The 21,585-nt window shown below is 52.5% G+C and carries 22 protein-coding genes and 1 pseudogene; 18 read left to right on the top strand and 5 right to left on the bottom strand.

Annotated elements, in window-relative coordinates:
- The 3 genes from P0Y67_RS07030 to P0Y67_RS07020 all read right to left on the bottom strand — a co-directional run.
- Positions 1-203 (bottom strand): thiolase family protein (locus P0Y67_RS07030; RefSeq protein WP_446728804.1); only part of this gene is annotated, 203 nt, incomplete at its 3' end.
- A 24-nt stretch (positions 204-227) separates the two neighbouring features.
- Complete coding sequence (locus P0Y67_RS07025) at positions 228-968, bottom strand: SDR family oxidoreductase (RefSeq protein ID WP_342391303.1); 741 nt, start codon at positions 966-968, stop codon at positions 228-230.
- A 349-nt stretch (positions 969-1,317) separates the two neighbouring features.
- A complete protein-coding gene (locus P0Y67_RS07020; protein ID WP_342391302.1) occupies positions 1,318-1,524 on the bottom strand; it encodes a hypothetical protein in 207 nt (68 codons plus the stop codon).
- Positions 1,525-1,748: 224 nt separating this feature from the next.
- Between P0Y67_RS07020 and P0Y67_RS07015 the strand changes: the two genes are divergently transcribed.
- The 7 genes from P0Y67_RS07015 (at position 1,749) to sstT (ending at position 10,509) form a co-directional block, all read left to right on the top strand.
- A complete protein-coding gene (locus tag P0Y67_RS07015) occupies positions 1,749-2,714 on the top strand; it encodes an AAA family ATPase (RefSeq protein ID WP_342391301.1) in 966 nt (321 codons plus the stop codon).
- Positions 2,711-3,694, top strand: coding sequence for a DUF58 domain-containing protein (locus P0Y67_RS07010; RefSeq protein ID WP_342391300.1), 984 nt, complete (start codon positions 2,711-2,713; stop codon positions 3,692-3,694). The genes P0Y67_RS07015 and P0Y67_RS07010 overlap by 4 nt, the downstream gene beginning before the upstream one ends.
- A gap of 5 nt (positions 3,695-3,699) precedes the next feature.
- Positions 3,700-4,224 (top strand): DUF4381 domain-containing protein, encoded by a 525-nt coding sequence (locus P0Y67_RS07005; RefSeq protein ID WP_342391299.1) that lies wholly within the window; start codon positions 3,700-3,702, stop codon positions 4,222-4,224.
- Positions 4,217-5,179, top strand: coding sequence for a vWA domain-containing protein (locus tag P0Y67_RS07000; RefSeq protein ID WP_342391298.1), 963 nt, complete (start codon positions 4,217-4,219; stop codon positions 5,177-5,179). Before P0Y67_RS07005 ends, P0Y67_RS07000 begins: the two co-directional genes overlap by 8 nt.
- Positions 5,172-7,139 carry a VWA domain-containing protein gene (locus tag P0Y67_RS06995; protein ID WP_342391297.1) on the top strand — a complete coding sequence of 656 codons (1,968 nt, stop codon included), beginning with the start codon at positions 5,172-5,174 and terminating at the stop codon, positions 7,137-7,139. The genes P0Y67_RS07000 and P0Y67_RS06995 overlap by 8 nt, the downstream gene beginning before the upstream one ends.
- A gap of 31 nt (positions 7,140-7,170) precedes the next feature.
- Positions 7,171-8,889: a BatD family protein gene (locus P0Y67_RS06990; RefSeq protein WP_342391296.1), complete on the top strand. Its 1,719-nt coding sequence runs from the start codon at positions 7,171-7,173 to the stop codon at positions 8,887-8,889.
- Between the two features lie 381 nt (positions 8,890-9,270).
- Positions 9,271-10,509: a serine/threonine transporter SstT gene (gene sstT, locus P0Y67_RS06985; RefSeq protein WP_342391295.1), complete on the top strand. Its 1,239-nt coding sequence runs from the start codon at positions 9,271-9,273 to the stop codon at positions 10,507-10,509.
- A gap of 118 nt (positions 10,510-10,627) precedes the next feature.
- Here sstT and P0Y67_RS06980 read toward each other — a convergent pair whose 3' ends face one another.
- A complete protein-coding gene (locus P0Y67_RS06980; protein WP_342391294.1) occupies positions 10,628-10,819 on the bottom strand; it encodes a YtxH domain-containing protein in 192 nt (63 codons plus the stop codon).
- A gap of 443 nt (positions 10,820-11,262) precedes the next feature.
- On the opposite strand from P0Y67_RS06980, the gene urtA reads away from it, so the two are divergent.
- The 10 genes from urtA to ureE all read left to right on the top strand — a co-directional run bounded on the left by urtA (position 11,263) and on the right by ureE (position 20,927).
- A complete protein-coding gene (urtA, locus tag P0Y67_RS06975; RefSeq protein WP_446728806.1) occupies positions 11,263-12,504 on the top strand; it encodes an urea ABC transporter substrate-binding protein in 1,242 nt (413 codons plus the stop codon).
- A 78-nt stretch (positions 12,505-12,582) separates the two neighbouring features.
- A complete protein-coding gene (gene urtB, locus P0Y67_RS06970) occupies positions 12,583-14,283 on the top strand; it encodes an urea ABC transporter permease subunit UrtB (RefSeq protein ID WP_342391292.1) in 1,701 nt (566 codons plus the stop codon).
- Between the two features lie 14 nt (positions 14,284-14,297).
- Positions 14,298-15,383 carry an urea ABC transporter permease subunit UrtC gene (gene urtC, locus P0Y67_RS06965; RefSeq protein WP_342391291.1) on the top strand — a complete coding sequence of 362 codons (1,086 nt, stop codon included), beginning with the start codon at positions 14,298-14,300 and terminating at the stop codon, positions 15,381-15,383.
- A complete protein-coding gene (gene urtD, locus P0Y67_RS06960; protein WP_342391290.1) occupies positions 15,380-16,264 on the top strand; it encodes an urea ABC transporter ATP-binding protein UrtD in 885 nt (294 codons plus the stop codon). The genes urtC and urtD overlap by 4 nt, the downstream gene beginning before the upstream one ends.
- A 30-nt stretch (positions 16,265-16,294) precedes the next feature.
- On the top strand, positions 16,295-16,990 hold the full coding sequence (urtE, locus tag P0Y67_RS06955) for an urea ABC transporter ATP-binding subunit UrtE (protein WP_342391289.1): 696 nt from the start codon (positions 16,295-16,297) through the stop codon (positions 16,988-16,990).
- 164 nt (positions 16,991-17,154) lie between these two features.
- Positions 17,155-17,976 carry an urease accessory protein UreD gene (locus P0Y67_RS06950; protein WP_446728805.1) on the top strand — a complete coding sequence of 274 codons (822 nt, stop codon included), beginning with the start codon at positions 17,155-17,157 and terminating at the stop codon, positions 17,974-17,976.
- A gap of 18 nt (positions 17,977-17,994) precedes the next feature.
- Positions 17,995-18,297, top strand: coding sequence for an urease subunit gamma (gene ureA, locus P0Y67_RS06945; RefSeq protein WP_342391287.1), 303 nt, complete (start codon positions 17,995-17,997; stop codon positions 18,295-18,297).
- Between the two features lie 27 nt (positions 18,298-18,324).
- Positions 18,325-18,717 carry an urease subunit beta gene (locus tag P0Y67_RS06940; RefSeq protein WP_342391286.1) on the top strand — a complete coding sequence of 131 codons (393 nt, stop codon included), beginning with the start codon at positions 18,325-18,327 and terminating at the stop codon, positions 18,715-18,717.
- 2 nt (positions 18,718-18,719) lie between these two features.
- Positions 18,720-20,423: an urease subunit alpha gene (gene ureC / locus P0Y67_RS06935; RefSeq protein WP_342391285.1), complete on the top strand. Its 1,704-nt coding sequence runs from the start codon at positions 18,720-18,722 to the stop codon at positions 20,421-20,423.
- Positions 20,424-20,444: 21 nt separating this feature from the next.
- Complete coding sequence (ureE, locus tag P0Y67_RS06930; RefSeq protein ID WP_342391284.1) at positions 20,445-20,927, top strand: urease accessory protein UreE; 483 nt, start codon at positions 20,445-20,447, stop codon at positions 20,925-20,927.
- On the opposite strand, the pseudogene P0Y67_RS23000 reads toward ureE, so the two are convergent.
- Positions 20,889-21,002: pseudogene (locus tag P0Y67_RS23000) on the bottom strand (hypothetical protein); the annotation flags it as partial. The gene ureE and the pseudogene P0Y67_RS23000 overlap by 39 nt on opposite strands.
- On the opposite strand from P0Y67_RS23000, the gene P0Y67_RS06925 reads away from it, so the two are divergent.
- Positions 20,987-21,583 (top strand): HupE/UreJ family protein, encoded by a 597-nt coding sequence (locus P0Y67_RS06925; RefSeq protein WP_342391283.1) that lies wholly within the window; start codon positions 20,987-20,989, stop codon positions 21,581-21,583. The pseudogene P0Y67_RS23000 and the gene P0Y67_RS06925 overlap by 16 nt on opposite strands.
- Positions 21,584-21,585 lie beyond the last annotated feature (2 nt).

Genomic DNA, 21,585 nt, shown 5'->3' with positions numbered 1-21,585 from the left:
TGTCGTCCAGGGCCCATACCCTGGCCTGCACCCACTACGTTACCTAAAATCACTTCGTCGATTTTAGCGGGGTCAACATTTGCCTGAGCGATGGCACCTTTGATAGCAACAGCTGCGAGTTGCGCTGGCGAGACTGATTTCAGTGCGCCATTAAAGCTGCCGATTGGCGTACGTTTGGCTGCAACAATATAAACTTTGGTCATGTGTCGAGTGTCCTTACTTCTAAATTAGTGCATGTATAAGCCGCCATTTACCGAGAGGGTCTCTCCGGTAATATAGGCTGCAGCATCACTGGCCAGGAAGTTCACTGATGCTGATATTTCATTGGGTTGCGCCAGACGCTTCATTGGAATTTCAGCTTTAATCGCGTCCAGCACTTCTGGCTTAATCGCTTCAACCATAGGTGTACCCGTGTAACCCGGTGCAATCGCATTTACAGTAACACCGTAACGTGCGCCTTCTGCAGCCAGTGCTTTGGTGAAACCAATCATGCCAGCCTTGGCCGCTGAGTAGTTTGCCTGGCCGAACTGTCCTTTCAGGCCGTTAACAGAAGAAATATTGATGATTCTGCCAAAACCGCTATCACACATTGCAGCAAACAAAGGATGAGTAACGTTAAACAGGCTATCCAGATTAGTGGACATCACCTCTTTCCATTGCTGGACGGTCATACGTTTAAACGTACTATCACGGGTAATCCCTGCATTGTTAACCAGCACATCAATCTTACCCTCTTCTTTTAAAAGAGTAGTCAGTGCCTCTTCACAATATGCAGCATCCGTAACATCCAGAGGGAATAAGCGAACTTGAGAATCAGAGTAGTTGTTTTCAGCAAACCACTCTTTGGCTTTATCTTCACCTGTTGGGAAATATGTGGCAATAACACGATAACCTGCATCTACCAAACCCTGAGTAATTGCAGAACCAATACCACCTTTAGCGCCAGTTACTAATGCTACCTTTGTCATTTACCAGACTCCTTTCCATCCGTTGCCAATACAAAAACCGCATCTCGCTGATGGCTGGTTTTGTACTTTTTCTGAAGAGAACCTGCTGCTGTACATCTGAACCAGACCTGTTCCCTGCACCACGATTACGCAGCGTATCCACCCCACAAGTCACTTGTGTGAAGTTTACATTGCACAATTATTATAAGAACACATGCACATATAGATATCAACACAGGGAATTCATCCTCTCCATGAAATCCCTATATGGAATCAACTCAATAACAATTAATCGATTACATAATAAGTTCGATTTGTTAACGGAATATTTCAATGCATGAGGGATGCCAAGTTTACAAAATGCTATGAATCAAGCCATTTCACGCTTCAGGATTGATTTTTTTGCCGCAAAACTCGATTCATCGCACTCTAATGGTGCAGGGTTGCACCATTTTTCATCTGGTACATAAATAAGTTTCGGAAAAGTGATTTTTGATGACCAAGCAAATAAATGAAGCATTACTGCAACAAAAAAAACACATCTGACCTCACGAAAAAATAGTTTTAAGTGATTCATTCTTTTTGTCCTGTTTTTCATTTTTTATCTGATTAGTGACAAAAATCACCTTGCAATGTAAAAAAGGGAAATAACATTTATCATTTGCTTGATACTTGTTGTGAACTTCACTGGCGGAACAAAGTCGAATACCAATAACGTCATTCTTTTTAATACGTTATTGGTGTATACAACACGCTTCTGAGCGTGCAGGAAAAACAGTCGCTCCAAGGGATAAAAAACACATGCTTGCAAAGACCTTCCAACAACTCGATCACTACTTACAACAACAGGTCATCGGCCAGGCCGAAATGGTGCAACAATTACTGATTGCACTATTAGCAGACGGACATATCCTCGTAGAAGGCCCTCCGGGGCTGGCCAAAACTCGTGCGGTCAAAACCCTTGCCGAATGCATCGAAGGCGATTTTCATCGTATCCAGTTCACGCCGGATCTCCTGCCCGCAGACTTGACAGGCACCGATATTTTCCGCCCCGAAACCGGCGAATTCGTGTTCCAGCCCGGTCCTATCTTTAACTCGCTGTTACTGGCCGATGAGATAAACCGCGCCCCGGCAAAAGTACAGGCCGCGATGCTTGAAGCTATGGCCGAAAAGCAAATCACCGCAGGCAGGAATACCTATCCTCTGCCAGCATTATTTCTGGTGATGGCGACACAAAACCCCATTGAGCAGGAAGGGACTTATCCGTTGCCGGAAGCCCAGCTGGACCGTTTTTTACTGCAACTGAACGTTGATTATCCCAATGCCGACAGTGAGCTTGCTATTTTACGGCTGAACCGCGGCGAAGCACTGGAAGACAATATCCCCAAGCCTTCTGAAGCCGTGCACATCAGTCAGGCTGATATCTTCAGTGCCCGCAAAGAAGTACTGCAGATCCATATGGCCGAAGATATTGAACACTATATTATCCGCCTCATCATGGCGACACGCGAACCAAAGCGTTACAGCGATGAGCTGGCAGCCTGGCTGCAATTGGGGGTCAGTCCAAGGGCAACGCTGGCGCTTGATCGCTGCGCACGGGCATACGCCTGGTTAAGTGGTCGGGATTTTGTTACGCCGGACGATGTGCAGCGCATGGCTTATCCCGTGCTGAGACACAGGTTACTGCTCAGCTATGAAGCACAAGCTGAAGGCATCACCCCGGACAGCATCATTCATTCACTGATTCAGCAGGTAACCAGTGCATGATAAAAGCAACGGCGAAAACACCCCCTCTGCTGCCACCACACAGTAACGGGTATGAATTGTGCCTTGCCGAGCTGTTACAGTACAAAAATCAGTCCGTTAAGTGGCTCCCTCCAGCTCGCAGCGTGTGGTCTCAACTCAATGGACAACATCAAAGCCGGCAAAAAGGCCGGGGCATGAATTTCACTGAAGTGCGCCCCTATCAGGCCGGTGATGACATTCGTGCGATAGACTGGCGCGTCACAGCCCGGACAGGAAAGACCCATACCAAATTGTTCAGCGAAGAACGCGAACAGCCTGTGATGTTACTGATTGATTTCAGTCAGAGTATGCGCTTTGGCAGCCAGCTGTTGCTGAAATCGGTACAGGCTGCTCACTTTGCCAGTCTGCTTAGCTGGCTGGCCGTGCAGCAGCAGGATCGCATTGGTGCACTGGTGTACAACGGATACAGGTTAAGTGAGTGCAAACCGACGGCTCGTCAGCAAGGTCCGCTGGCGGTTATCAATGCCATGATCAACATGCATCAGCCAGACCCGACAGCCTCTGCGGATAACAGGCTGACGTTTTCTGATGTGCTGCGCCACATGCACCACTTATGCCCTAAAGGCAGTGAAATTGTCATTCTGAGTGATTTCTATGCTTTACAGGCCAGTGATAAAAAGCGGCTCAGTCAGTTACGAAGCCATAACCGATTGCAGTTTGTGCACCTGTTTGATCCTCTTGAGCTGGGTGACACGGGTTATCGCGGCCGTGAATTCGTCACTGACAGCCAGCAGTCAGCCTGGATTAACTTTGGCGCCCAGCGAACCCGGGAGCAAATGGCACAGCAATTTTCCCGTCACCTGCAGAACCTGACAGAGCTGGCTTCATCACTGGCAATACCTCTGCATGCTGTTTCTGCTGGCATTCCGTTATTGAAACAAATCGGGAGCACTCAAGCGCCTCATCCAGCGTCTGAGCCTTCCATACAGAACAAGATGTAACTTTTATGGCACAAACACATACGCATCCATTGCAGCTGGCCGATCTCCATTTGCCAGCTTTGCCGGATCCCTGGCCTCTGGCCTGGGGATGGTGGGCAAGCGCTTTGCTTATCATTATCCTGCTTGCCCTGCTGTATTTGGTCGTGAATCATCTCAAGGCCAGACGCAGCTTAAAAGCAGGTAAAAAACAGGCATTAGCACAACTGAAACGCGCTCAATCGGTGTCAGAAATGAACACCTTACTCAGACAGGCCGCGCTCACCTACTTTCCCCGTGAGCAGGTGGCGGGGCTGAGTGGCCATCACTGGATGGCATTTTTAGATCATCAGTTACCTGAACAACACCGGGGATTTGTGTCGCTGAATAATGCATGGACACAGGCCCTGTATGCCTCAGAAATCGGGGATGACATTGGCGGTGCCTGCCGGCATCAGGCTGAGATCTGGTTAAGGCATGCCCTTCCGCCCCGTTTCCCTCAACATACCCCAGCGATGAAAGGGGATGCAGCAAAAGGGGACAGGCATGTTTGAATTTGTATGGTGGTGGGCGCTCGTATTGCTTCCTCTGCCCTGGTTTATCTACCGCTTTACCAGGCCGGTGCAACCCGTGGCAGCCATCACGTTGCCGGTACTGCCGGAAAATCTGGTCAAAAAGCCGGTTCGACGCTGGCAAAGCATTCTGGCTCTGCTGTGCTGGATCAGCTTGTTAGGGGCACTCGCCAGGCCGGTCTGGTTTGGTGATCCGGTTCAGATACAACCTGAGCACAGAGACATGTTACTGGCGGTCGATTTATCCGGTTCAATGTCGATTGAAGATATGGTTGATGGTCAGGGTAACACTGTCGATCGCCTCACTGCGGTAAAACAGGTAGTCACCGACTTCATCAGCAAACGCCAGGGTGACAGGCTGGGTTTGGTACTGTTCGCCAATCATGCCTACCTGCAAACACCATTGACCTTCGATCTCAACACGGTAAAGCAGCAATTAGCCAGAACTGTGCTCGGACTGATCGGGCAAAGCACCGCCATTGGTGAAGGACTGGGCATCGCGGCGAAAAGCTTTATCAACAGTGACGCCGAGCAACGCGTGATTATCCTGCTCAGTGACGGTGCCAACACTTCCGGTGTGATCAACCCGATGGAAGCGGCAAAGCTGGCCGCTGAAAATAAGGTCAGGATATACACAGTCGGCATAGGCGCCGAGGAAATGGTGCAGCGCAGTTTCTTTGGTGATCGTATGGTTAACCCCTCGCAGGATTTGGACGAGCATGCGCTAACCCAAATCGCAGCCCTCACTGATGGTCAGTATTTCAGGGCAAGGAATCCGCAGGAATTAGCCAGCATTTACCAGTCAATCAACGATCTGGAACCTGTATCAACCGCTCAGCAAACCTGGCGGCCAAGAGAAGAATTGTTTCGTTTCCCGCTGGCAGGGGCATTGCTCTTCAGCGTCCTGCTGGCAATCCGTTGGAGGCGATATGGCTGATTTTACTTTCTTACATCCGTCTTGGTTACTGGCATTGATTCCGTTAGCCGTCCTTTTGCCCTGGCTGGCTCAACGCCGTGCACAGTCCGGGCTGATTGCTGCGCACCTTCAACCCGACAATAAACCCTCCTCTCAGCGAGTCCGCGCGCTATCGCTTCTGCTCCTCAGCATAGGATGGATACTGGCGGTGGTTGCAATGGCCGGCCCCAGTTGGCAAAAACAAATGTTGCCCGCCTCTAACCTGAGCGGCGCCAGAGTGATTATCATGGATATGTCGAACTCCATGTACGCGACCGATCTGCCCCCTAACCGTCTGACCCAGGCCCGCTACAAAGCTATGGATCTTCTTCCTCACTGGCAGGAAGGCAGCACAGGCCTGATAGCCTATGCCGGAGATGGCTACATCATCAGCCCGCTGACTGCAGACAGTGCGACATTGAGTAACCTGATCCCGGGATTATCACCTGCTATTTTTCCTATTCAGGGCAGTAACGCTGCCGCAGGTGTGAAAGCCGCCATCGATCTGCTCAGACAAGCCGGGCACCCTCAGGGAGATCTGATCTTGATCACTGACGGACTCAGTGAGAAAGAAGCCATGCAAACTGACCAGTTGCTGCAAGACAATCAATACCGCTTGTCCATTCTGGCTGTCGCTACCCCGCAAGGTGCCCCGGTCACCATGCCAGACGGCCGGCTGTTACAAGACCATCAAGGCAACACTGTTTTGAGCAAAATGCATCCCCGGCGGCTCGAAACACTGGCAGCCAGCCATGGTGGCATCATGGTGAGATGGCGGGGGAATGATCAGGATATTCTGGCTCTTATTGAGGCTACGTCTCATCTCACAGCGCAGTCTGAACAAACTGAAGACAAGACCATTGAGGAAAAACTCAATGGTGGATTCTGGCTGTTGATCCCGCTGATCCTGCTCTTTCTGCCCGCTTGCCGCAAAGGCATCGCCTTTTCCTGTTTACTGATCGTTTTCCTGCCGGTTGAGAAAAGCGTTGCCTCTCCCTGGCTGAATCAGGATCAGGATGCTTACCAACACTATCAGCAACAGGACTACCAGGCAGCGGCGAATCTGTTCCAGTCCCCCGCCTGGCAAGGCGCGGCCAAGTATCAGGCGGGCGATTATGAAGGCGCAATCGAATCCCTGTCAGGTTTAACTGACCCGGCCTCTCGCTACAACCTGGCCAATGCGTACGCACAAGCCGGCCAGCTGGACAAGGCCCGCGATATCTATCAGGACTTGCTGAACGCAGATCCGGATAACACAGATGCAAAAACCAATCTGGATATCGTCGAACAGCAGCTCAGCCAGCAACAAGCGAACCAGCAAGGTCAGCAAGGTCAGCAAGGTCAGCAAGGTCAAGGCTCGCCGTCCGGACAACAAGCTGGCAACTCATCCCGTGACAATCATGAAGGATCTGCTTCAGGGCAGCAGCCATACAGCCAGCAAAATGGTCAAACTGGCCAGTCTGACAACGCCAGTCAGTCTGACCAGACAGCTTCTGCGTCTGCTGGCGATGCGCAGCAAGAAAGGCAATCACGGCAAGATGAACAAAGCCAGCAGGCATCGGGTCATAATAATGACAGTGCCGGAAAACCATCCTCTTCTTCGCCAGGCAGTCAGCAGTCAACACAAGCGGGAAATCCAGTCCAGGCCGGTTCAGATCCAAGCTCAGCCAATTCCGCTGGCAATGACGGTCAGTCGCGCATGTCGCCTGCTGGTCAACAGGCCAAGCCAAACGCTGAGAAAAGCGAGCAGCCAATAGCCGGTAATAATGAAGACGGTGACGATGAAGACAGTGGCGGTGAAACCAGTGGCCTGAGTGCAAGCCATCCGACATTAAAAAAACTGGAGCAGATACCAGACAGCACCCGGGAATTGCTCAGGGCTCAGATCATTCTCCAGGCGAGAGAAAAACCAGCCCCGGACGCACCTGAAAATCGTTGGTAGCCACAGACAGTTACAGAAGCAAGGACTCACAATGCATTCTAAGTATGTTACTTTTCTTTCCGCCTTTTGCCGGACAAAGCTCTGGTTAAGTGTCGTGCTGCTGATTGGCAGCCTGCTCTCTTATTCGGCGTATGCCGCCCAGGTTGTGGCCACTGTGTCATCCAACCAGGTTGGAGTGAATGAGATCTTTGAGCTGACGGTCAGCATAGATGACAATGTCAGCGCCAGTGCCCTTGACTTATCGCCACTCAACAATGATTTCATTGTCGGCACGACCAGCACCCGTTCCATGAACCGTTTTATTAACGGTGCAGTGTCGAGACAAACCCAGTGGCAAGTGTCGCTTGCTGCCAAAGCCAAAGGTGATTTCACCATTCCGGCCTTTCGTATTGGCGCGTCTGCGTCAGATCCTATCCGGATTCAGGTCAGTGAGCGTTCAGATGCTGCCGCTTCCACTACCGATCTTGCGATTGAGGTCAGCGGGCGTATGGACAAAAGCCGTCTGTATGTCGGAGAAAGTCAGATCTACATGGTACAAATCAAGCTCGGAGAACAGCTGGAAAAAGCCAGTTTAATCGCCCCTCAGGGCGAAGGACTGGAGGTGGTTCAGGTGGGTGATGATCATCAGGCAGACACCGTACTGAATGGCAGACGCTACACCATCATTAACCGTAAGTACCGAGTCACAGCAACCAAGCCGGGGGATATCACCCTTCAGGGCGCGAAACTCACTGGCACTGCCTTCAAAAGTGACCGCAGCCGGCGTTTTGGCATGCGGATCCCCGTCAATATTCAGGCCGAGCCGATGCCGTTGGCTGTCCTTGCTGAGCCTGATGACTATAAAGGACTGTGGCTGCCAACCGCGGATCTGCAACTGGAGCAGATCTGGAACAAGGATGAAGCAAACATTAAAGTGGGTGAACCGGTTTCTCGCACCCTGACACTAAAAATGAAAGGTACACCACAAAGTAACCTGCCGGATTTATCCCTGACCTACCCTGACTCAGTCCGGGTATACAGCGAAAAGCCCGTTTACAAACAAGAGAACGATTACAGTGTCATGACGCTGAAACAGGTCATCATACCCCGCCGGAGCGGAACGATTACCCTGCCTGCTCTGACAGTGAACTGGTGGAATACCGACAAAGGAGAGAAAGTCATCAGCCAGGTTGAAGGTAAAGTGCTGCAGGTTCAGCCAGATGCCACAGCCAGTGTTCCCGGTGCCACGCGTCCACCGGATGAACACAGTGACAGTGCCTCACAGACCGGGGGCAGTCATCCGCAGGCTAACAATGACAATCCTGCTACTGTGAACCAGCTGGCTCAGGGCGCTTCTGCCTGGTGGCCCTGGTTGACGCTGGTCGTTACCCTTCTCTGGCTTATTACTCTGATGATGTGGTGGCGGAGCCGAAAACAGTCTCCACTGACCACAGAGCCCGTCAGTTCAACCTCTGACAATAACAGCATCACTGATAAGCTGATCGCGGCGGTGACAGCATGTCAGCCCATGCAGGTGCAAACCTACTACAATGCCTGGGATAAATCGCACCTGACGGCGGAACACCGGCAGCAACTGGATCAGGCGGTTAGCGCCATGATGGCGGCCCATTACAGTGAGTCTCCGCAAACGTGGGACAAGAGTGATCTGCTGGCTCTGCTGCAACGCCAGCAGAAAAGCCGTAAAAAGGCGCAAACGGCCAATGGACTGGAGCCTCTGGTGCCAGAGATACCGGCGGCAGACCGGAAATGACTCAGCTGATCCGTTAAGATGCCTGCTCTCAGAGCACGAGTTTCATCCATCCCTGCACGGTTGTGGTGAGCCGCGACTGAAAGATTGGGTGATAGTTAATCCTGCCTTCGGGCAGGATTTTTTATTTGTTCAGCATCCATGGCCCAGTGCAAGGTGCGATGGACACCTCCAAGAGCGGAATAAAAGCGGGTCAATGTCGTCAGAAGCAGATAAATGTTAGTGATAAACCGCTCACAAATATCAGCGTTCAGTAACGTTAAAAATGTGTAACCTAAAAGTTTCTAAAAAGAGTAGTGGAAATCGTTCGATTATCCTGTTAAAAAACCTCCCGCAAACAACATAAAACGCTTCCACACCAACTCAAAACATTCAGGATGTAGTATGAGTCAACCACAACCATTCCTAGCTAAAATTGCCAATGGCAGTCTGGTTATCCAGATCCTTATTGGTATCGTGGCAGGTATCGTCCTAGCCGCTGTCTCAACTGATGCCGCACTGAAAGTCGGTTTCCTGGGCAGCCTGTTCGTCAGTGCTCTGAAAGCTGTAGCTCCTGTGCTGGTGTTCATTCTGGTTGCATCTTCGATTGCAAATCAGAAAAAAGGCGCGCATACCAACATGAAGCCCGTCATTATGCTGTACCTGTTCGGTACACTGATGGCCGCCTTAACTGCCGTTACCATGAGTTTCCTTTTCCCGACTACTTTGACTCTGGACGCAGGTACTGCAAATCAGGCCGCGCCTGAAGGTATTGCAGAAGTACTGAATACTCTGCTGTTCAAAGTTGTTGATAACCCAATCAACGCGCTGCTGACCGGCAACTACATTGGTATTCTGGCATGGGCTGTGGGTCTGGGCTTTGCTCTGCATTCTGCATCCGATGCGACCAAACAAGTGTTCCACGACATGTCTAACGGCGTCACACTGATCGTTCGTTTTGTTATCCGTCTGGCACCTATCGGTATCTTCGGTTTAGTATCACAAACCTTCGCTGAGACTGGCTTCTCTGCGTTGACCAGCTATGCGCACCTGCTGGCCGTGCTGCTTGGTTCAATGGCGATTATTGCCTTTGTGGTTAACCCGGCTATCGTGTACTACAAAACTAAGCAGAACCCATTCCCTCTGGTGCTGAAGTGTATCCGTGAAAGTGGTATCACTGCCTTCTTTACCCGTAGTTCAGCGGCAAACATCCCGGTGAACATGCAACTGTGTAAAGATCTGGATCTGCACGAAGATACCTACTCAGTATCGATTCCTCTGGGCGCGACCATCAACATGGCGGGTGCAGCGATTACCATCACTGTGCTGACTCTGGCTGCTGTCCATACGCTGGGTATTCAGGTTGATCTGGGTACTGCCCTGCTGTTGAGCGTCGTGGCTGCCGTGTCTGCATGTGGTGCATCCGGTGTTGCCGGTGGTTCTCTGCTGCTGATTCCATTGGCTTGCAGCCTGTTCGGTGTATCCAACGAAGTTGCGATGCAGGTTGTTGCTATCGGTTTCATCATCGGTGTAATTCAGGATTCTGCTGAAACGGCTCTGAACAGCTCTACTGACGTTATCTTCACTGCGGCTGCATGCCGTGCTGCCGAAGCGCAAGAAGCTGCTAATCCAGTTAAAGCCTGAGCATAACGCTTAACGCTTAACGCTTTTTCTGAGCACCTGACATGAGCAACTAACAACAATGGCGACCGTTAAGGTCGCCATTGTTGTATTAATGACTGAAAAATCATTGCGATACAAATCAGTTTTGTAATGTCTCCAGTTGCTTGTCTAAGGCATCTTTGGCATCAGCGGCTTGGTCGCCCATATCCTCAAGCATATCCTGTGCCTCCTCCATCGGACGTGCATTGATCACATCTTCAATCTGATCTTTATAGGTCACTCCGATATAAATCCCCAGGCCCACCAGGGCAATCACAATGTATTTCAGCATAGCTATCTCACTGTTATTTGTATTTATTCACAAGCAGTATACCGCCAGAGCAAACTCTAAGCTTGCCACTTCGCTCCCAGAAAACAAGACCGAAGCCCATATAAGCGCCCAACTATGACCTACAGCTGACAATCGATTAAGGTCACTGTCAGTGCATTTCACGCTTCTGATGCGGGGTCAATGAAGCCAAAATTCTGAATCCTGACTCAATATTGTGCACCTGCTCATCAGCTTGCACCACAAATGGACAGGTCTGCATTACTTTCTCTACACGCGTTCCTCTCTGTCAGGGTAACTTATTGTTTTTTATTTACTCTTTTGATTTTTATCTGAAGACGTTTTTCTGGCCTGCCCCTTGCTTCTGTCAGTGACAACACTAAAAAGGAGCAAACATAATGGATAAAAAAGCAGTGACACTGAAATGGGCAGCACTTGCCGCCTCAATGGCTTTATCTTTCAATACGTTAGCCGCAGACGGCACCATTAAAGTCGGTATCCTTCATTCTCTCTCCGGCACCATGGCGATCAGTGAAACCACTCTCAAAGACACTATGCTGATGCTGATCGACGAGCAAAATAAAAAAGGCGGCGTGCTGGGTAAAAAGCTGGAGCCTGTTGTTGTCGATCCTGCTTCTAACTGGCCGCTGTTTGCTGAGAAAGCGCGCGAGCTGATCGAGAAAGACAAGGTGGATGTGGTGTTCGGCTGCTGGACATCTGTCTCTCGTAAATCTGTGCTGCCCGTTTTTGAAGAACTCGACAGCCTGCTGTTCTATCCGGTGCAGTACGAGGGAGAAGAATCGTCCAAGAACGTTTTCTACACAGGTGCGGCACCCAATCAGCAAGCCATTCCGGCTGTAGATTATCTGATGAACGAGATGGGCGTGAAACGCTGGGTGCTGGCCGGTACCGATTATGTCTATCCGCGTACCACGAATAAAATCCTGGCGGCTTACCTGAAAGATAAAGGGGTCGCCGACAGTGACATCATGATCAACTATACGCCGTTCGGTTATTCCGATTGGCAGTCAATCGTCTCTGATATCAAGAAATTTGGCGCAACGGGTAAGAAAACGGCCGTTGTCTCCACCATCAATGGCGATGCCAACGTTCCCTTCTATAAAGAACTCGCCGCTCAGGGGGTCGAAGCTTCAGACATTCCGGTGGTTGCCTTCTCCGTCGGTGAAGAAGAATTGTCCGGCATGGATACCTCGTCTCTGGTTGGCCACCTCGCCGCCTGGAACTACTTCATGAGTGTGGACACAGAGCAGAACAACGATTTTGTCGAAAAATGGCATAAGTTCATCAAAGATGACCAGCGTGTCACCAACGATCCGATGGAAGCCTCTTATCTGGGTTTCAACATGTGGGTGAAAGCGGTTGAAAAAGCCGGAACGACAGCTTCCGATGCGGTACAGGATGCCATCATTGGGGTGACTGTCCCGAATCTGACCGGCGGTTATGCCACCATGATGCCGAACCACCACATCACCAAACCTGTGCTGATTGGCGAGATCCAGGATGACGGCCAGTTCGTGACCGTATGGGAAACCAAAGACGAAGTGGCCGGTGATGCCTGGTCCGATTTTCTGCCCGGTTCAAAAGACTTGTTCGCCAGCTGGGAAAAACCCATGTCCTGCGGCAGCTTCAATGTTGTCTCAGGCAAATGTGCGGGTAGCAATCAATAACACCTTCCCGCGTCACTCCATCGTCCGGCCCGGATTGCCGGACGATTGGACCTGTTCCTGCACTCACGGACGACACTCATGACCAAACAGTTACTGTCTGGACTGCTGACTTTGCTCCAGACTTCCATCACTTATGTTCGGCAACTGCTGATGCTGTTGATCTGCTTACCTATAGTGGTTTCGACAGCTTACGCCAGCGCAGTCGACAGCTTCACTGATGTGGAAAGCAGCTTCGCCCAGCGCAATTTCGAGCGCAAAGCCGAAGCCATTGAATGGTTGATTGCCCAGCACCACCCGCAAACCAAAACCATTCTTGATGGCCTGCTCAATCGCGCCATTGCTTACCAGAAACACACTCACGCTCTGGTACTGTTACAGGATAATCAAAATGCGTTGCTGCTAAGCAGTAATAAGCCGGTGACGCTCGATAATCCGCGTGATTACAAAAAAGTGGCCATCAATAATGCGCTGCGCACTTTGATTCAACGACGGCTTTCCACACTCGATGTGAGCAGCACTGATCTGTCTGTCCGGTTAGCCGCAGTCAAGGCGCTGACAGGCAACACCGAACAGGACATCATTGAGGCACTTCGCCAGCAACTGAGCCAGGAAACCAGCCCAGAGATCAAAGCGGCCATAAATCTGGCGCTCAACATCGCCAGACTGGGCCAGTTCAGCCAGGCCACTGACAACGAGGCCGATGATAACCAGCTCAGCGGCGCCGCAGACAGCAAAGCAAGCCAGCTGGCTTTGATTCAGTCGCTGTCAGATGCCGCCCATCCTGCCGCGCAACGCGCTCTGGCTCAAGCTGAACCCCTGGCAAAGGATCCCGAGATTCGCAGCGCACTGACACGTGCGCTCAGCGCCTATGATCAGCGGCAACGCGTCTACAACGGTGTCGAAACCCTGTATTTCGGGTTGAGCATGGGGTCGGTGCTGGTGCTGGCCGGTATTGGTCTGGCCATCACTTTCGGGGTCATGGGGGTGATCAATATGGCCCATGGCGAGCTGATTATGCTGGGTGCATATACCACTTATGTGCTGCAACAACTCATGCCCCAGCATACGGCACTGGCCCTGATCCTTGCCATTCCGGCGGCTTTCTTGGTGTCGGGACTTGTCGGCGTCGCCATTGAGCGCAGCGTGATCCGCTTTCTGTACGGCCGCCCGTTGGAAACCCTGCTGGCCACATTCGGCATCAGCCTGATCCTGCAACAAGCCGTTCGCAGTATTTTCTCTCCGCTGAACCGCTCAGTGACGACGCCGGATTTCATGAGTGGGATGCTGGAAATCACCCCTATGCTCAGCCTGACCTGGAACCGACTGATCATCATAGGTTTCTGTATTCTGATCTTTACCCTGTTGCTGCTGGTGCTGAAAAAAACCTCGCTTGGCCTGCAGGTTCGCGCCGTCTCACAAAACAGAGGCATGGCCCGGGCAATGGGAGTCCGATCTGAATGGGTCGATGCCATGACATTCGGACTGGGATCCGGCGTTGCCGGTATCGCCGGGGTTGCACTTTCCCAGCTGACCAATGTCGGGCCGAACATGGGCCAGAGCTACATCATTGATTCCTTCATGGTGGTGGTATTTGGCGGTGTAGGCAACCTGTGGGGCACTTTGGTTGCCGGCCTGAGCCTGGGCATTTTCAACAAGATCCTCGAGCCCTGGGCCGGTGCCGTGCTGGCGAAAATCCTGGTGCTGGTTTTTATCATTCTGTTTATTCAAAAACGCCCGCGTGGCCTGTTCCCGCAACGCGGCAGAGCCGTTGAAGGATAAGAAAAGGATTCATTATGCTGACCTCCATACTCAGACAGGATCGCGGAGGACAGGTGTTGCTGACCCTGTTGTTTGCGGCCGCGATCATCGTGCCTGTCCTCAATCTTGCTGTCCCGCAGGGGCATCCGCTTCATTTGGAAACTTACACTGTCTCGTTGCTGGGCAAATACCTGTGTTACGCCTTACTGGCACTGGCTGTCGATCTCGTCTGGGGTTATCTGGGCATTCTCAGTCTGGGCCACGGTGCCTTCTTTGCCTTGGGTGGATACGCCATGGGTATGTACCTGATGCGCCAGATTGGTGATCGGGGAGTGTATGCCAACCCCGAACTGCCGGACTTCATGGTCTTCCTGAACTGGACAGAATTACCCTGGTTCTGGCACGGGTTCGATAACTTCTGGTTTACCTGCCTGATGATAGTGCTGATCCCCGGGGCATTAGCGTTTGTGTTTGGCTGGCTGGCCTTTCGCTCACGGGTATCTGGGGTGTATCTGTCTATCATGACACAGGCACTGACCTTTGCGCTGATGCTGGCTTTTTTCCGCAACGAGATGGGTTTTGGCGGCAATAATGGCCTGACGGATTTTAAAGACTTGCTTGGTGCCGACTTGCAGGCCGACACCACGCGAATGGCCCTGTTTGTTGCCAGTGTGCTGGCCCTGATCCTTGGCTATCTGGTTTGCCGCGCAGTCATCGCCAGCCGGTTAGGCTGTGTGGTGATCGCCATCCGCGATGCCGAAGCCCGCACGCGCTTCATCGGCTATAAAGTGGAGCATGTCAAACTGGCGATTTTTGTCTTGTCTGCGGTGCTGGCAGGCATTGCCGGTGCACTGTACGTACCGCAAATTAGCATCATCAACCCGGGAGAATTCGCCCCGCTGAACTCCATTGAAATCGTGGTGTGGGTCGCACTTGGTGGCCGTGCCACTTTGTATGGCGCCGTCATCGGTGCGGTACTGATCAACTATGCCAAAAGCTGGTTCACGGTGGAGTTCCCGGAAGTGTGGCTCTTTGCACTTGGCAGCCTGTTTGTCCTCGCCACCCTGTTTCTGCCCAAAGGCCTTGCCGGCCTGCTGCAACGTCGCGAGGTATCCGCATGACAACAGTCACCACTCTTCACCCGAATACAACGCCATCACGGCTGGACAAGCTGCTGACGCACAATCCGTTACAACCGCTCACCCGCCGTCATGAAGTCTTCGATTTCCTGAAACCTCAGCACCACCCGCTGATCGACACCCGACACAACATACTGCTGTACCTGGAAGGGGTTTCCGTCTCTTTCGATGGTTTTCAGGCCATCAAGGATCTCAACCTCTACATCAAAGAAGGTGAGCTGCGTTGCATCATAGGGCCAAACGGGGCCGGTAAAACCACCATGATGGACATCATTACCGGAAAAACGCGCCCTGACAGCGGCCAGGTCTGGCTTGGTTCGAACCTCAACCTGCTGGAGATGGATGAAGCTGAGATTGCCACTGCCGGTGTCGGCCGGAAATTCCAAAAACCCACCGTCTTTGAATGCCTGTCGGTCTGGACCAATCTGGAACTGGCCATGACAGGAACCAGAGGGGTCTGGCAGACCTTCAGAGCCCGGCTGTCTGGCGAACAAAAGGACAACATTGAACAGGTTTTGACACTGATTGGATTAACAGAGCAGTGCCAGATACTGTCGGGTAATTTATCTCACGGCCAGAAACAGTGGCTGGAAATCGGCATGCTGCTGATGCAGAAACCCAAACTGCTGCTGGTCGATGAGCCGGTAGCAGGCATGACGCATCAGGAAATGGACCGAACCGCCGAGCTGTTGCGCTCACTGGCCGGACAGCATTCTGTGGTGGTTGTCGAGCACGATATGGACTTCGTTCGCTCCATCGCCAGTACTGTGACCGTTCTCCATCAGGGGCATGTGCTGGCAGAAGGCAACATGGCAGATATTCAGAGCAACGACAAAGTCCGGGAAGTGTATTTAGGTCAGTAAGTATCTCACTGATCGTAAAAAGGAATCACTATGTTAGAAATACAAGGATTGAACCAGTTTTACGGTGAAAGCCATACCCTGTGGGATCTTGAACTGTCTGTCCCCGAAGGCCAGTGCACCGTGCTGATGGGGCGCAATGGCGTGGGCAAAACCACACTGCTGCAATGCATCATGGGCTTAATCAAAGCCCGCAGCGGGCAAATTACCTTTAACGGGCAGAATTTATTACCGCTGACAACCGAAGCCCGCCCGCGCTGCGGCCTGGGCTATGTGCCTCAGGGACGGCAAATCTTTCCCCTCCTGACTGTACAAGAAAATTTGCAGATTGGCCTGCCGGTTCGCCCGCGCGGTGACAGACGTATTCCCTCCTACATCTACGACCTGTTCCCGGTGTTAAAAGACATGCTGCACCGGCGGGGCGGCGATTTATCCGGCGGGCAGCAACAGCAGCTAGCGATCGCCCGGGCACTGGTGCTGGACCCGACATTACTCTTACTGGATGAACCCACCGAGGGCATACAGCCCAATATCGTACAAGAAATCGGTGACATCATCCGAAAGCTAAACCACGATCTCGGCCTGACTGTGCTGCTGGTGGAGCAAAAACTGCCTTTTGCACGTAAAGTCGGCGACCGTTTTTGTCTGCTGGATCGCGGACGAACAGTCGCCAGCGGAGAAATGGCCAACCTTTCTGAGGCTCACATCAAGGAGTACCTCACCGTATGACGCAGAGCGATCGGAAGGCAGCCCAACTTAAAGGGACAGGCACATTACCTCTAACGGGACAGACACTATTAGCAGCGGGCAATCCACACGAAAAACTAAAGGGACAGTCACTTCAGCCCTGTGAGCGCAGCAATCTAAACGGGACAGACACAAATAGAGGCTGGCTGGCAGAGATACAGCTGGGCTTTGCTGATCGCGGAGACAAAACCGTGCTCAGGCAACGAAGCCAGAAAGGACCGCTGGCGGTACAGCGGCCCCTTTATCCCGAAGGCCCGGTTTGTCACACCTATCTGCTTCACCCGCCCGGCGGTGTCGTCGGCGGTGATCAACTGACGATAACAGCGCACGTCAGCGAAGGTGCTCACGCATTGGTGACCACCCCCGGAGCAACGAAATTTTATCGCTCTGACGGCAAGCTGGCGCACCAGCGACAGATCCTCAGCGTGGCGTCGGGGGCACAATTAGAGTGGCTGCCTCAGGAAAACATCCACTTCCCCGGCGCGAAGGTCAAATTCAACACAGATATTCACATTGCACCAGGCGGGCGCTTTATCGGTTGGGAAATGCACTGTTTTGGACGCCCTGCACTGAATGAGTGCTTCGAAACAGGGCATATCGCAGGACACTGTCGGGTATTTCTGGGCGACCAGCTCGTGCTGGCCGAAGGGATGAACCTCAATGCCTCGCTGTCCCAGCCTGCTCGTGCCGCCAGCCTGCGCGATTTTCCGATGAATGCGACCCTGCTGATTGCCGGAGAAACCGACGAACTGCTCATTGTGGTACAGGATTTGCTAAATCAGCATCATGAGAGTGCAAATAAAAACAATCTGATAGCAGGTGTGACTCATATTGACGGTCTGCTTGCGGTTCGTGCACTGGCACAGGGCACAGAGCCTCTCTTACAACTTTTCACCCGTATCTGGCAGCACACACGTGCACATTGGTCTGGCACTTATCCCCTGCCACCCCGGATATGGGCAACCTGACGGACACAAGGCGCAGACATGGAATTAACACCCAGAGAAAAAGATAAGTTGCTGATTTTCACCGCGGCTCTGGTGGCTGAACGGCGTAAGGCCAAAGGCCTCAAGCTCAATTACCCCGAGGCTGTTGCGCTGATCAGTGCCGAAATTCTTGAAGGTGCCCGCGAAGGCAAAACAGTCGCCGAACTGATGGATTACGGACGCACGATTCTGACACAGGACGATGTCATGGACGGTGTCGCCACCATGATCCACGATGTGCAGATTGAAGCGACGTTTCCTGATGGCACCAAGCTGGTCACGGTTCACGAGCCCATCGTATAGCGACTTCTTAAAAGGACAGACACCGTAATGAGCAAGGAAATTAATAAGGACAGACACGCTAAACCTGCGCTGATCCCCGGTGAGCTGCGAACCGCCGCCGGCGACATCATTCTCAATCCTGGCCGTGAAACCTGTCAGGTGAGTGTGGCAAATCTCGGCGATCGCCCGGTGCAAATAGGTTCGCATTACCATTTCTGCGAGGCCAACGAATCGCTGCAGTTTGATCGTGAAAAGACCCGAGGCTTCCGGCTCAATATCGCAGCGGGCACCGCGGTCCGTTTCGAGCCGGGCCAGAGCCGCACGGTAGAGCTGGTCGCTTTTGCCGGAGACAGGAAAGTCTATGGCTTTCAGGGAAAGGTTATGGGATCGCTGGACCTGGCTAACAACAAGCCCACGGATGATAAGCAGGGAGAGCAATAATTATGGCAACCATGTCCAGACAGGCCTATGGGGAAATGTTTGGTCCGACAACGGGCGATAAACTTCGGCTGGCGGATACCGAGCTGTGGTTGGAAGTGGAAAAAGACTACACCGTTTATGGCGACGAAGTAAAATTTGGTGGCGGTAAAGTGATCCGGGACGGCATGGGCCAGAGTCAACGCCCTTCATTACACACCCCGGATCTGGTGATCACCAATGCCGTTATCCTCGATTATTGGGGCATCGTCAAAGCCGACGTGGCTGTCAAAAACGGCCGTATCAGTGCCATTGGTAAAGCAGGCAACCCGGATATCCAGCCGAATGTGGATATCATCATCGGCCCCGGCACTGAAATCATCGCCGGCGAGGGTCAGATACTGACAGCCGGCGGTATTGATGCTCACATCCATTTCATCTGCCCCCAGCAAATTGAGGAAGCGCTGATGTCGGGCATCACCACTATGATTGGCGGTGGTACCGGACCGGCGACCGGCACCAATGCGACGACCTGCACGCCGGGGCCGTGGAATATTCACCGCATGCTGGAATCGCTGGATAGCTTTCCGATGAATTTCGGTTTGTTAGGTAAAGGCAATGCCAGCCTGCCGGACGCATTGTACGAACAGGTCGCCGCCGGTGTCATTGGCCTGAAACTGCACGAAGATTGGGGAACTACGCCTGCATCCATTGACTGCTGCCTGAGCGTCGCTGAGAACACCGATATCCAGGTTGCCATCCACACCGACACGCTGAACGAATCCGGTTTTGTGGAGTCAACCCTGGCTGCGATCGGCGATCGTGTGATTCATACTTATCACACAGAAGGGGCTGGGGGTGGCCATGCGCCGGACATTATCCGTGCCGCAGGGATCGCCAATGTGCTGCCATCGTCGACCAATCCGACCCGGCCGTACACTATCAATACCGTGGATGAACACCTTGATATGCTGATGGTATGTCATCATCTGAATCCCTCGATTGCCGAAGATGTGGCTTTCGCCGAGTCCCGGATACGCCGCGAGACCATTGCCGCTGAAGACATACTGCATGATTTGGGGGCTTTCTCGATGATTTCTTCAGATTCACAGGCCATGGGCCGTGTTGGCGAAGTGATCACTCGCACCTGGCAGACGGCACACAAAATGAAAGTGCAGCGGGGCAGCTTGAAAGAAGACCCGTCACATCATGATAATTTCCGCCTTAAGCGTTATATCGCCAAGTACACCATTAACCCGGCGATAACCCATGGGATCAGCCACGAAGTCGGCTCGGTCGAACCCGGTAAACTGGCTGATCTGGTGCTGTGGAAACCGGCCTTTTTTGGCGTCAAACCCAGTGCCATCATCAAAGGCGGCATGATAGCGGCAGCACCTATGGGCGATCCGAATGCTTCGATCCCGACACCGCAGCCCGTGCATTACCGCCCTATGTTCGGCAGCTTTGGCAAAGCCAGCCAGCAGACTTCTATGCTGTTTCTGTCTCAGCTGGCCTACAAGGAAGGTGTGGCCCATTCTCTGGGGCTGCAAAGCCGAATCGGCGTCGTGAAGGGTTGCCGTACCATCCGTAAGTCAGACATGAAACTCAACGACTGGCTGCCCAATATTGAAGTGGACTCGCAAACCTATCAGGTTCGTGCCGATGGCGAACTTTTGATCTGCGAGCCGGCCACTGAACTGCCTATGGCACAGCGTTATTTCTTATTCTAATCAAAACAGCAGGATGCAATTATGATTGAGTTAACCCGCTTTATTCCCGCCGCGGAACGCACAGACAATGCGAGCAATGCCACCTTAAGCCTGCCTATCGATTCTCGTATAAAAAGCCGGTTGAAAGTCACTCTGGATGATGGTCGTGCCGCCGGGCTTTTTCTGCCGCGCGGCTACATTCTGCGCGACGGTGATCTGCTCACAAACGACGAAGGTATTGCAGTGACTGTCCTGGCAGCGCCAGAGTCTGTCTCCAGCGTCTACTGCGACGATTCACACCTACTGGCCCGCCTGTGTTATCACCTTGGCAACCGCCATGTGCCTTTACAGATTCATGCGAACTGGCTGCGTTATCAGCATGATCATGTGCTCGATGACATGGTGCATGGCCTTGGCGGGACAGTCACTGTAGAACAGGCGCCGTTTGAGCCCGAATCCGGGGCATATGGCGGCCAGCAAGGTGGCGGACACAGCCATCACCACCATCATGAGCACGAGCATTAAGCCCGGATCACACCTGTTTTTCCACCATAGAATGACTTTAACAAGAAAAGGAACTTCACATGCACCAAGGTTCAAATAAACAACGTATTGCCTTTATCGGGACAGGCATTTTACTGTCAGCGCCGGCCTTTGCCCACGTCGGTCATGGCCAGGAAGCCGGCACCATCATCAATTCTTTTATGGCTGGCGTAACTCACCCACTGACCGGCCTTGATCACCTGGCCATGCTATTGGGGGTGGGTTTCCTGTCAGCGCAGACCCCGGGGCTGAAAAAGCAGATGTCCCTCATGGTCAGCGCACTGGCCAGCATTCTGCTTGGCCTGGCGTTTGGTGCGATCACCGGCGGTTTCAGTGGTATGGAAACCCTGATTCTGGGTTCAGTATTTGTCGCCGCCGCTACACTGGGCTTTAAAGCCTTTGGCCGCAGTCACCTTGCAACTCTCGGCTCAATGTTGTCTGTCGCCATGTTACTGGCACACGGCTGGGCACACGGTGTTGAAGCGCCGGCCTCAGCGCTGTTGTCTTTTGCGCCAGGTATGCTGGTCAGCGCTACCGGGATCCTGATTGCCGGTAATTTCATCGGCCGGGCAGTACCGGCCCGCTGGCTAAGTCCGGTACTGGCTTTTAGCGGCGTAATGCTGGCTCTGGCTTCCTAGTG

Origin of the sequence: Photobacterium sp. SP02 (genome assembly GCF_038519165.1) — a bacterium.
In the GTDB taxonomy this organism is placed as follows: Bacteria; Pseudomonadota; Gammaproteobacteria; order Enterobacterales; family Vibrionaceae; genus Photobacterium; species Photobacterium halotolerans.
This window is presented reverse-complemented; position numbering and strand designations above follow the sequence as displayed.